This is a genomic window from Ferrimonas sediminum (assembly GCF_900100175.1).
GTDB classification, from domain to species: Bacteria; Pseudomonadota; Gammaproteobacteria; order Enterobacterales; family Shewanellaceae; genus Ferrimonas; species Ferrimonas sediminum.
The window spans coordinates 69,327-81,696 of record NZ_FNEM01000002.1; the positions used below are offsets into that span (position 1 = coordinate 69,327).

Genomic DNA, 12,370 nt, shown 5'->3' on the forward strand with positions numbered 1-12,370 from the left:
TCCGGTCAGGAAAGATCCAACACCGGCTGATGGGCGGTGGTCAGCCCCATCTGTGCCAACGCCTGGCCGATGACATTGAGGCTGTCCGGATCTTCAATGGTGGCTGGCGGCACCACGGTTTCGCCGTTGGCCAGCTTGCGCATGGTCCCCCTCAGAATCTTACCGGAGCGGGTCTTGGGCAGCTTCTCCACCACCGCCACCAGTTTAAAGGCCGCCACCGCGCCCACCTCGGCCCGGACCAGGGCCACCAGTTCGGTCTTGATACGCTCCAGATCGGTGTCCATCCCCTGTTTCAGCACCACCAGTCCCAGTGGCAACTGTCCCTTGAGAGTGTCCTTGACGCCAATCACCGCAGCCTCGGCGACGGCCCGGTGCTGTGCCAACACCTCCTCGAACCGGCCGGTGGAGAGTCGGTGTCCGGCAACATTGATGATGTCGTCCACCCGCCCCATCACATACAGATAGCCCTCCTCATCCATGTAGCCGGCATCGCCGGTCAGATAGTAGCCGGGGTACCGGCCCAGATAACCATCCCGGTACCGGTCATCGTTGTTCCACAGGGTCATCAAGGTACCCGGAGGCAGCGGCAACTTGATGGTCACCGCCCCGCTTTGACCGGCAGCCACAGGCTGACCCTGCTCATCCAGCACCTCCACCTGATAGCCGGGCACCGCCAGCGCCGGCGACCCCGGTTTGATTGGCAGTGGTGCCATTCCCAGCGGATTGGCACAGATCGGCCAGCCGGTCTCGGTTTGCCACCAGTGATCCACCACCGGCACCCGTAGCATCTCCGAGGCCCAGGTCAGGGTATCCGGATCGCAGCGCTCGCCGGCCAGGAACAGTGCCTGCAGGCTACCGATGTCTACTCCTTGCAGAAGACTGGCGGTCGCATCCACCCGCTTGATGGCCCGAATCGCCGTGGGCGCGGTGAAAAATGTCTTGACCCGGTATTGCTCGATCACTCGCCAGAAGGCGCCGGCATCCGGCGTCCCCACCGGCTTGCCTTCATACAGCAGCGTGGTCGCCCGGGCCAGCAGGGGTCCATAGACGATGTAGGAGTGACCCACCACCCAGCCCACATCCGAGGCCGCCCAGAACACATCACCGGCATCAATGTTGTAGATCTGCTTCATCGACCAGGCCAGGGCCACCGCGTGGCCGCCATTGTCCCGAACCACCCCCTTGGGTCGCCCCGTGGTGCCAGAGGTATAGAGAATGTAGAGCGGATCGCTGGCCGCCACCTCGACGCAAGGTGCCGGCTCGGCCTGCTCAACCAGTTGCTGCCAGTCCCTGTCCCCCTGTCGCTCCAGATCCGCCGGGCACTGAGGCCGCTGGAATACCACCGCGTACTCCACCCGGTGCTCGCACAGATCCAGTGCCTTGTCCAGCAGCGGCTTATAGGGAATCACCCCTGACGGTTCAATGCCACAGGAGGCCGACAGCACCAGCTTAGGCTTGGCATCGTCGATTCGGCTGGCCAGCTCCGGCGGCGCAAATCCGCCAAACACCACCGAATGCACCGCCCCCAGACGGGCACAGGCCAGCATGGCGTAGGCGGTTTCCGGAATCATCGGCATGTAGATCACCACCCGGTCGCCCTTGCCCACCCCGAGGTTGGCCATGGCCCCGGCCAGGGTGGCCACCCGCTGCTGCAGTTGCTCGTAGCTGATCGCCTCCTCGGTACCCGTTACCGGGCTGACGTACTGAATCGCCACCTGCTGACCGTGTCCCGCCTGCACGTGGCGATCGACGGCGTTGTAGCAGGTATTGAGACTGGCACCGGGAAACCAGCGATAGAGGGGGGCATCACGATCATCCAGCACCTGCTCCACCGGTTGCATCCATTCGATCTGAGTGGCCGCGTCAGCCCAGAACCCCTGAGGGTTCTGCCACGCTTGCTGCTGCATCTGCTTGACCTTATTTAACGGCATAGCGCCTCCATGGTCGGGATTGACTGGGTCAGGCTTTCAGTTGTAGCAGATGACGGCCCGTGGCCCCATTCGACCATCGGCTAACTTACGCTGAGACCGCAACCCAAACTTTACCTTTACGTAAACTTCCTATATGGTGACTTTAAGCTAGAAGAGACCGATATCAAGATGACAGAAACTACTGACGTGACCTATTCCATCAGCGAGCTGGCTCGTGAATTTGACATCACCACCCGCAGCATCCGTTTCTACGAAGATCAGGGGCTGATCAGCCCCCGGCGCCGTGGCCAGACCCGCATCTACAGCCTGCAGGACAAAGTCCGGCTAAAGCTGATCCTGCGAGGCAAACGTCTGGGTTTCTCCCTGGCGGAAACCGGCCGGCTGTTCGATCTGTACGACGCCGACAAGAACAGCGGCACTCAACTGCACACCATGCTGGAGCTGATCGAAACCAAGAAAGCGGATCTTCAACAGCAGATGGATGACATTAAGGTGGTGATGATGGAACTCAGCTCCGCCGAACAGCAATGCAAGCAAGCACTGCAAGAGCTCACCGCCGAACTACAATAACAGGCGGGCTCTCTTTTGTGGCCGGAGTGCCACCAGTCTTGCTGCCCAAAAGGAACCAAGGGGAGAAGATATGAGCCTTTACCAATCCAGCTTCAATTATGGCTTGGGAGAAACACTGGAGATGCTGCGGGATTCGGTCCGGGATTTTGCCCAGGCCGAGATTGCACCGCTGGCCGCAGACATCGACCGCAACAACAGCTTTCCCAATGAGCTGTGGTCCAAAATGGGCGACATGGGACTGCTGGGAATCACCGTGGCCGAAGAGTATGGCGGCGTCAACATGGGCTACCTGGCCCACGCCATTGCCATGGAGGAGATCTCCCGGGCCAGTGCCTCGGTCGGCCTCTCCTACGGCGCCCACTCCAACCTGTGCGTGAACCAGATCCACTGCAACGGCAGCCACGAACAGAAAGCCAAATACCTGCCGAAACTGGTCAGCGGCGAACACATCGGCGCCCTGGCCATGAGCGAACCCAATGCCGGCTCCGACGTGGTGTCCATGAAGCTCAGCGCCCGCCTCGAGGGCGATCACTACCTCCTCAATGGCACCAAAATGTGGATCACCAACGGTCCCGACGCCGATACCTACGTGATCTACGCCAAAACCGACACCAGCGCCGGCGCCAAAGGCATGACCGCCTTTATCGTCGAACGTGGCTTTGCCGGCTTCAGCCAGGCCCAGAAACTGGACAAGCTGGGCATGCGCGGCTCCAACACCTGTGAACTGGTGTTTCAGGACACTCCGGTTCCGATAGAGAACGTCCTTGGCGGAGTCGGCAATGGCGCCAAAGTACTGATGAGCGGACTGGACTACGAACGGGTAGTGCTGGCCGCCGGCCCGCTGGGGATCATGGCCGCCTGCCTGGATCAGGTGGTGCCCTACATCCATCAGCGCGAGCAGTTTGGCCAGGCCATCGGCCAGTTTCAGCTGGTGCAGGGCAAGGTCGCCGACATGTACACCCGCAGCAACGCCGCCCGCGCCTACGTCTACAGCGTCGCCCAGGCCTGCGACCGCGGCGAGACCACCCGCAAAGACGCTGCCGGAGCCATTCTCTATAGCGCCGAGTTGGCTACCCAGCTGGCTCTGGATGCCATTCAGTTGCTCGGGGGCAACGGCTACATCAACGAGTACGCCACCGGGCGCCTGCTTCGGGATGCCAAGCTGTATGAGATAGGTGCCGGTACCTCCGAGATTCGCCGCTTCCTGATCGGCCGTGAACTGTTTACCGAAACCGCCTAACGCACGCTCAGGCGGGGCCCGCCCCGCCCGTTAAAGGACTGACAACCGTGACCATACTCCGTTCCAGCATTAACCGGCAGGAGCCGGGCTTTATGGCCCGGCGCGATGCCATGGCCGACTTGGTGGCCGACCTGACCGCCACACTCGACGCCATCGTTCCCGGCGGCAACGACCGGGCCCGCAGCAAACACCTGGCCCAGGGTAAACTGCTGCCACGGCAGCGGGTCGAGCTGCTGCTCGATCCCGGCGCCCCGTTCCTGGAGCTCAGCCAGCTGGCCGCCCACCAATGCTACGACGACGTCGTGCCCGCCGCCGGCGTCATTGCCGGCATCGGCCGGGTCAGCGGCATCGAATGCATGATCGTCGCCAACGACGCCACCGTAAAAGGAGGCACCTACTACCCGCTGACGGTAAAAAAACACCTTCGGGCACAGGAGATTGCCGAGAAATGCCATCTGCCCTGCATCTACCTGGTGGAATCCGGCGGCGCCTTCCTGCCGCGACAGGATGAGGTGTTCCCGGACAAAGACCACTTTGGCCGCATCTTCTTTAATCAGGCCAACATGTCTGCCAAGGGGATTCCACAGATCGCCGTGGTACTGGGCCTGTGTACCGCCGGTGGCGCCTACATGCCGGCCATGGCGGATGAGTCGATCATCGTCAAGGAACAGGGCACCATCTTCCTCGGTGGACCGCCACTGGTCAAAGCCGCCACCGGCGAAGAGGTCAGCGCCGAAGAGCTGGGCGGCGGCGCCGTCCACACCCAGATCTCCGGAGTGGCTGACCACCTGGCCGATAACGACGAGCACGCCCTGCAGCTGGCCCGCCAGGCGGTGGCCCGCCTTAATCACCACCGCGCGCAGCCGCTGGTGGACGCCGATATTCGCCCGCCCCGCTATCCCGCCGACGACCTGTACGGCATCGTCGGCAGTAACTTGAAGCAGCCGTTCGAGGTACGCGAAGTGATCGCCCGGCTGGTGGACGACTCCGATTTCGACGAATTTAAAGCCGGTTACGGCGCCACCCTGGTGTGCGGTTTTGCCCGCTTCTATGGCCAGCCGGTGGGAATTTTGGCCAACAACGGCATCCTGTTCTCGGAATCGGCGCTCAAAGGCGCCCACTTCATTGAGCTGTGCTGCCAGCGCAACATCCCGTTGCTGTTTCTGCAGAACATCACCGGCTTCATGGTGGGCAAAAAATACGAACACGAAGGCATTGCCAAGCACGGCGCCAAGCTGGTGACCGCCGTCTCCTGCGCTCGGGTACCGAAGTTTACCGTGGTGATCGGCGGCAGTTATGGTGCCGGTAACTATGGCATGTGCGGCCGCGCCTACGACCCGACCATGATGTGGATGTGGCCCAACTCCCGCATTTCGGTGATGGGCGGCGAGCAGGCGGCCAACGTGCTGGCCCAGGTCAAAACCGACGCCCTGGCCCGCAAAGGCCAGAGCTGGAGTGAAGATGAGCAGCAGAGGTTCAAACACCCCATCGTCGAGCAGTATGAACAGCAGGGGCACCCCTATTACGCCAGCGCCCGGCTGTGGGACGACGGCATCATCGACCCAGCCCAAACCCGCGAGGTGGTGGGGCTGGCCCTGACTGCGGCGATGAATGCGCCCACCGAAGCGACCCGCTTCGGCGTCTTCCGCATGTAAGGAGAATGAAATGACCTTTCAATTCATTACCCTGACCCAGAGCGACGGCGTTGCCCGCCTGACCCTGAACCGGCCGGACAAGCACAATGCCTTCGGCGACACCATGATTGGTGAAATCAATCAGGCGCTGGCCGAGCTGACCCGCCAGCCGCCCACCCTGCTGGTGCTGGCCGCCAACGGCAAGCACTTCTCCGCCGGCGCCGACCTGGCGTGGATGAAAAGCCAGGCGGCCATGGATCAGGCCAGTAACCTCAGCGACGCCCGTGAACTGGCCAGACTGATGCATACCCTGGATCGCTTTCCGGCACCGACCCTGGCACTGGTTGACGGGGCCGCCTTCGGTGGCGCCCTCGGCCTTATCGCCTGCTGCGACATCGCCCTGGCCAGTCCCCGAGCCCGCTTCTGCCTGTCGGAGGTCAAGCTCGGGCTGATCCCGGCGGTGATCAGCCCGTTCGTGGCCCGGGCCATTGGCCAGCGTCAGTCGCGGCGCTACATGTTGTCCGCCGAAACCTTCGATGCCAACACCGCCCGGCAGATCGGGCTGGTGCATGAGGTGTGTGAAGAGTTGACCAGCAGCAGCGAGCACCTGATCGCCACCCTGACCGGCAACGGCCCCAAGGCGATGCAAGCCTGTAAGTCCCTGCTGCACACCATAGAGCAGCACCCTTTTGACGACGCGTTGCTGTCATTGACCGCCGACGCCATTGCCCAAATCCGGGTGTCCCCGGAAGGCCAGGAAGGCCTGCAGGCGTTTTTCGACAAGCGCCCGCCCCTCTGGCAAGGAGAATCCTAATGTTAACCAAGGTCCTGATCGCCAACCGCGGCGAGATCGCCTGCCGCATCATTCGAACCTGCCAGGCTCTGGGCATCCGCACCGTCGCCGTCTACTCCGACGCCGACCGCAACGCCCAGCATGTCAAGATGGCCGATGAGGCGTTTCTGCTCGGCCCGGCGGCGGCCACCGAGTCTTACCTGCTGGGCGACAAGATTGTCGCCCTCGCCAACCTGGCGGGCGTCGATGGCATTCACCCCGGCTACGGCTTCCTGTCCGAGAACCCGGGGTTTGCCCGCGCCTGCGCCGACGCCGGCATCGCCTTTATCGGCCCCAATACCGAGGCCATCGAGCAGATGGGCTCCAAAAGCGCCGCCAAGGTGATCATGGAGCGGGCCGGTGTGCCGATGCTGCCGGGTTACCATGGTGACGACCAGAGTGATCAGAGGCTGATCGCAGAGGCAACCAAAATCGGCTATCCGCTGCTGGTCAAGGCCGCCTTCGGCGGCGGCGGCAAAGGGATGCGCATCGTCGAACAGGCCGATCAGCTGACCGCCGCCCTGGCCACCGCCCGCCGTGAAGCCCAAAGCGCCTTTGGCAATGACATGCTGCTGCTGGAGCGCTTCCTGGCATCGCCGAGGCACGTGGAGGTACAGGTGTTTGCCGATGGCCACGGCCACTGCGTCTACCTGTCGGACCGGGACTGCTCCATTCAGCGGCGCCACCAGAAAGTGGTGGAAGAGGCGCCGGCCCCCGGGCTGTCCGATGCCCTGCGCCGGCAGATGGGTGAGGCCGCTGTGAAAGCCGCCGAGGCCATCGACTACCTGGGTGCCGGCACGGTGGAGTTCCTACTCGACAACCAGGGGCGTTTCTACTTCATGGAGATGAACACCCGCCTGCAGGTGGAACACCCGGTGACGGAGATGGTCACCGGCCAGGATCTGGTGCACTGGCAGTTGCTGGTGGCATCGGGCCAACCGCTACCGCTGACCCAGCAGCAGATTGAGATTCGAGGCCACAGTCTGGAGGTTCGACTCTATGCCGAGGATCCGCAGCGGGAATTTCTTCCGGCCACCGGCACCCTGACCCGGTTTGCGGTGCCGGACGCACTGCGTTTGGACAGCGGGGTGGTGGAGGGCGACGAGATCAGCCCTCACTATGACCCGATGATCGCCAAGCTGATCACCTTCGGCGACACCCGCACCCAGGCGATTCAGCAGATGAGCCGCGGCCTGCAGCAAACCCAGGTAGCCGGAGTGATCAGCAACCTGGCGTTTCTGGGACGCATCATCAACCATCCCCAGTTTCAGGCGGCCGACCTCGACACCCGCTTTATCGATACCCACTACGCTCAGTTGACCGGTGCCGATGATCTGCGCCACGTGGCGGCCATCGCCGCGGCACTGGTGATCGGTCAGCCCGGCTGCCGCCGCACTCCCTGGCACTCCGCTGCCGGCTTCAGGCTCAACCAGAGCCCGGTAATGCACCATCACCTCGAGGACGATCACGGCGAACGCTACCCACTGCTGATCAAAGGCCACTGGCCGGCATTGACCGTTCAGCTCAACGACGTCGAGTACCAGGCGGTCATCGGCATCGATGACGGTCAACTGAGTCTGGAGCTGGACGGCCACCTGTGCCACTGGCCGTTTCAGCGCTGCGGCGAGTCGGTGACCCTGTTCCTGCCACAAGGCCCGCTGAGGTTCGATGCCGTCAGTCATCAGGGCAGTGACGGCGAAGACAGCGGTGAAGACGCCTTGAAAGCCCCCATGAACGGTACCGTAGTCACCCTGCTGTGCGAGCTGGAGCAAACCGTCGAGGCCGGTCAGCCGCTGCTGGTGATGGAAGCGATGAAGATGGAATACACCATCACCGCCCCCTACGCCGGCCAGGTACTGGCACTGCCCTATGGGCCGGGACAACAGGTGAATGACGGCACTGCCCTGGTGACACTGGAAGCCCTGGAGGAGTCATGAGCCAAGCCACCATCGTCGAAGTCGGGCCCCGGGATGGCCTGCAGAATGAAACCAGCGTCACCCTGGCACAGCGCATCGCCCTGGTCGATGCCCTGTCCGGTACCGGCCTCAGCCAGATAGAAGCCGGCAGTTTTGTCTCCCCTAAGTGGGTACCTCAGATGGCCGACGCCGATCAGCTGTTTGCCCGGATCCAGCGGCGCCCCGGGGTTCGCTACAGCGCCCTGACCCCAAACCTTAAAGGGTTTGACGCGGCGCAGCAGGCGGGCGTAGACGGCGTGGCAGTGTTTGGTGCTGCCTCGGAGAGCTTCAGCCAACGCAACATCAACTGCTCCGTGACCGAGTCGCTGCTACGCTTCGAGCCGGTGTTTGCCGCTGCCCGCGCCGCCGGACTGCCGGTCCGCGGCTACGTCTCCTGCGTGCTGGGGTGCCCCTACGAGGGCGACATCGACGTCGCCAAGGTGGCCGACGTAGCCGAGTCGCTCTACCAGATGGGCTGCTACGAGATCTCCTTGGGCGACACCATCGGCGTCGGCACTCCGGCCAAAGCCAAAGCCATGGTGAAGGCAGTGGCCGAACGGGTACCACCGTCGGCTCTGGCACTGCATTTCCATGACACCTACGGCCAGGCCCTGGCCAACGTCCTTGCCTGCCTGGATCTCGGCATCACCACCTTCGACAGCGCCGTAGCGGGGCTGGGCGGTTGCCCCTATGCCAAAGGCGCCAGCGGCAACCTGGCCACCGAGGATCTCCTCTACATGCTGCACGGACTCGGCATGGACACCGGCGTTAACCTGGGTGCGGTCATTGCCGCCGGTGCCACCATCTGCCGCCAATTGAACAAGGTCCCCTCCAGCAAGGTCGCCCAGGCCTGGCTCGCCAACCATGAGGAGCAACCGGTATGAGCACCGCAACCCCAATCTGGCAACCCAGCCAGAGCCAAATCGATGCCAGCCAGATGGAACGGTTTCGCCACTACGTCAATGACAGCCTGGCGCTGACCCTGAGCGATTACGAGCAGTTGCATCGCTGGAGTACCGACCACCCGGATCAGTTCTGGCAGACGTTCTGGCAGTTCGCCGAGGTGATCGGCACCCCAGGGCAACGCCTGCTGCTAAACGGTGATAAGATGCCGGGCGCCCGCTTTTTCCCGGACGCCCGGCTCAATTTTACCGAAAACCTACTCCGCTACCGGGACGACCGCATCGCCCTGGTGTTTCGCGACGAGGCCGCCAACCGGGTCGCCCTGTCCTACAACGAGCTGTATCACGAAGTGGCCCGTCTGGCCCACCACCTGCGCCATCTGGGCGTGGTAGCCGGCGACCGGGTGGCCGCCTTTATGCCCAACCGCATCGAAACTGTGGTCACCATGCTGGCCGCTGCCAGTCTGGGCGCCACCTTCAGCTCCTGTTCACCAGACTTCGGCTTCAACGGCGTCCTCGACCGCTTCGGTCAGATTCAACCCAAGGTGCTGGTGGCCGCCAATGGCTACCGCTACAACGGCAAGGTCATCGACTGCAGCGATAAGATCGCCCAGATCGCCGACGCCATCGATTCGCTGCAACAGGTGGTGGTGGTTCCGGCCTTTGATGCGGTTGCCCAGGTTCACCACTCACTGGCCATTGGCTGGCAACAGGCCCTGGATAACCCGGCCCGAAGCCTCTCATTTACCCCGCTGCCGTTTGACCACCCCCTGTACGTGTTGTACTCCTCCGGCACCACCGGCCAACCCAAATGCATCGTCCACGGTGCCGGCGGCACCCTGTTACAGCACCTCAAGGAGCTGCGGCTGCATACCGACATTCAGCGCCACGATGTGCTGTTCTATTTCACCACCTGTGGCTGGATGATGTGGAACTGGCTGGTCTCCGGATTGGCCACCGGCGCCACCCTGGTGCTGTATGATGGCAGCCCGTTTGCCCCCGGCCCCGAGGTGCTGTGGCAGCTGGCCGAGCAGGAGGAGGTATCGGTATTCGGAACCAGCGCCAAGTACATCGCCGCCTTGGAGAAAGCCGGCTACCGGCCTGCGGAACACCATCGCCTTGCCCAGATCAAGGGGCTGCTGTCCACCGGATCGCCCCTGGCCCACGAAGGCTTTGATTTTGTGTATCGACACATCAATCCGGATCTGTGCCTGAGTTCGATCTCCGGTGGCACCGACATCGTCTCCTGCTTTGCCCTGGGCAACCCCATTAAGCCGGTCTACCGCGGCCAGTTGCAATGCCCCGGACTGGGAATGAAGGTGGAGGTCTTTAACGAACAGGGCCAGCCGTTGCAACAACAAAAAGGAGAGCTGGTGTGTACCGCCCCCTTCGTGTCCATGCCCATCGGCTTCTGGGGCGATGACGACGGCAGCAAATACCACAACGCCTATTTTGACCGCTTCGACAACGTCTGGGCTCATGGTGACTACGCCGAAACCACCGCCGAAGGCGGGCTGATCATCCATGGCCGCAGCGATGCGGTACTCAACCCGGGCGGGGTGCGGATCGGCACCGCCGAGATCTACCGTCAGGTCGAAAAGGTGACGGCGGTGCAGGAGAGCCTGGCGATCGGTCAACAGTGGCAGGATGACGTGCGAGTGGTGCTGTTCGTGGTACTGAAACCCGGTAGTGAGCTGACCGAAGCGCTGCGTCAGCAGATTCGCACCACCATTCGCGCCAACACCACGCCGAGACACGTACCGGCCAAAATCATTCAGGTCCAGGATCTGCCAAAAACCCTGTCCGGCAAACTGGTGGAACTGGCGGTGAGAAAAGTGATTCACGGTCAGGCCGTCACCAATACCGATGCACTGGCCAACCCTGAATCTTTGCAACAATTTGAGCACCTGCCAGATCTCCAGTGTTAACGCAAAAAATCCAGTCACAACCGTATTTTCACATATGTGGCTGGATTTTTACCCTCTTTTTCAGCATCTTAGACTTTAAAAAACCTCCAAATTGCTCGGTAAAAGCGAGCAATCCAACCATTACTTAAAACGCGATATTAATAAAAAAACCTTATAAAGCCCCTCTTAAATCAAACAGTTAGACCATCGAAGAAAAAGTGTGAACTGCCACCTAAGCCCCACTATTGCACCTACTCGCTCATGCATGTTAGATTCCGCGGCCAGATGAATGTCTAAAACTTGACTAAGATTTATTAATATAATGAATTTAGTCAGCGTAAGTTGGAAAGTACTATGCCAGTGTTAATGCGTGACTTTGATTCGATTGATATCCGACTGCTCATAGTGTTCCGCGCAGTGGTTTTTACCGGTAGCTTAAGCAAAGCCGCTCGGAAACTGTCCGTAACGCCTAGTGCCGTCAGTCAATCCCTGTCAAAACTAAGTAAATACTTCAGCCACCCACTGTTCACCCGGACCAGCAATGGACTGGAACCCACCGATTTCGCAATGGAGCTGTACGGCTACGTTAACTCAGCACTGGATCTGTTGCAGGACGGCGTTGAAAGCCTGAGCGATTTCGATCCAGCCAACAGCAAACGCCGCTTTCGTATCTCGGCCAACCACATTCTTGACCTGATCATTCTTCACCCTCTGGCCCGTCACATCGAGTCCTTTAACAGTCAACTCAAGGTGTCGGTCAATAACCTGGTGGAAGAGGAGTCGAAGATCATCGACAGCCTGCAGATCGACAACAACGATCTGTGCCTGGTGGCGATGAAGATCGATATGAAGAGCATCATCCAGGAGAAAGTGCTGGACGAAGAGATGGTGGTCCTGGGCTGTAAATCCAACCCGTTGACCAAAGAGGTCATCGACATGGACACCTTCCTGGCCCAGCGTCATTGCCGCTACGCCGTTGGCCAGATCGGCTACAAGATGGGCAATGCCATGAACATGGGTTACGTCGACGAACGGGAGGTGTTCCTGGACACCAATAACCCCTTCAACGCCATGATGATGACCCAGGGCACCGACAGCCTGGTAACCATCTCCCGCTGGTTATGGGAAAAGTATGCCAGCCAGTTCGAACTGGCGGAAATCCAGACCAGCTTCGAGATTCCCACGGTGCCGCTGTATCTGACCTATCTGAAGAAGATGGAAGACAGCAAGGCCAATCGCTGGTTGCGCGACCAGGTCAAACAAACCCTGGCCTCACTGCGATAACACCGATTTGCAGGAATGGATTCCTGCCCCCTCCCCCAAGTTCGCCCCCTTTTTCTGCCAGGCAAAAAAAAGCCGGCAAACACCGGCAAACCCACACTGCGCTAACAATCAAAAC

The 12,370-nt window shown here is 61.2% G+C and carries 9 protein-coding genes and 1 pseudogene; 9 read left to right on the plus strand and 1 reads right to left on the minus strand.

The window, feature by feature from the left end; translation table 11 throughout:
- Window positions 1-5 precede the first annotated feature (5 nt).
- The gene (locus BLT77_RS02610; RefSeq protein ID WP_090361568.1) at window positions 6-1,931 is read right to left on the minus strand and encodes a propionyl-CoA synthetase; all 1,926 of its coding nucleotides are present in this window, start codon (window positions 1,929-1,931) and stop codon (window positions 6-8) included.
- A 168-nt stretch (window positions 1,932-2,099) separates the two neighbouring features.
- Here BLT77_RS02610 and BLT77_RS02615 point away from each other — a divergent pair, with 168 nt between their 5' ends.
- From BLT77_RS02615 to BLT77_RS02650, 9 genes and pseudogenes are all read left to right on the plus strand, one after another.
- The gene (locus BLT77_RS02615) at window positions 2,100-2,501 is read left to right on the plus strand and encodes a MerR family transcriptional regulator (RefSeq protein WP_090361572.1); all 402 of its coding nucleotides are present in this window, start codon (window positions 2,100-2,102) and stop codon (window positions 2,499-2,501) included.
- A gap of 70 nt (window positions 2,502-2,571) precedes the next feature.
- Window positions 2,572-3,741 carry an isovaleryl-CoA dehydrogenase gene (locus tag BLT77_RS02620; protein ID WP_090361575.1) on the plus strand — a complete coding sequence of 390 codons (1,170 nt, stop codon included), beginning with the start codon at window positions 2,572-2,574 and terminating at the stop codon, window positions 3,739-3,741.
- Window positions 3,742-3,788: 47 nt separating this feature from the next.
- Entirely contained in the window at window positions 3,789-5,396 is a 1,608-nt protein-coding gene (locus BLT77_RS02625; RefSeq protein WP_090361578.1) for a carboxyl transferase domain-containing protein, read from the plus strand.
- A gap of 10 nt (window positions 5,397-5,406) precedes the next feature.
- Window positions 5,407-6,189: an enoyl-CoA hydratase-related protein gene (locus BLT77_RS02630; protein ID WP_090361581.1), complete on the plus strand. Its 783-nt coding sequence runs from the start codon at window positions 5,407-5,409 to the stop codon at window positions 6,187-6,189.
- Window positions 6,189-8,144 carry an acetyl/propionyl/methylcrotonyl-CoA carboxylase subunit alpha gene (locus BLT77_RS02635; RefSeq protein WP_090361584.1) on the plus strand — a complete coding sequence of 652 codons (1,956 nt, stop codon included), beginning with the start codon at window positions 6,189-6,191 and terminating at the stop codon, window positions 8,142-8,144. Before BLT77_RS02630 ends, BLT77_RS02635 begins: the two co-directional genes overlap by 1 nt.
- Window positions 8,141-9,046, plus strand: a complete 906-nt coding sequence (locus tag BLT77_RS02640) for a hydroxymethylglutaryl-CoA lyase (protein ID WP_090361587.1) — start codon at window positions 8,141-8,143, stop codon at window positions 9,044-9,046. Before BLT77_RS02635 ends, BLT77_RS02640 begins: the two co-directional genes overlap by 4 nt.
- Window positions 9,043-10,992, plus strand: a complete 1,950-nt coding sequence (locus tag BLT77_RS02645) for an acetoacetate--CoA ligase (RefSeq protein ID WP_090361590.1) — start codon at window positions 9,043-9,045, stop codon at window positions 10,990-10,992. The genes BLT77_RS02640 and BLT77_RS02645 overlap by 4 nt, the downstream gene beginning before the upstream one ends.
- A 345-nt stretch (window positions 10,993-11,337) precedes the next feature.
- A pseudogene (locus tag BLT77_RS20640) lies at window positions 11,338-11,526 on the plus strand (LysR family transcriptional regulator); the annotation flags it as partial.
- 12 nt (window positions 11,527-11,538) lie between these two features.
- Window positions 11,539-12,255, plus strand: a complete 717-nt coding sequence (locus BLT77_RS02650) for a LysR substrate-binding domain-containing protein (protein ID WP_245709847.1) — start codon at window positions 11,539-11,541, stop codon at window positions 12,253-12,255.
- Window positions 12,256-12,370: the final 115 nt, after the last annotated feature.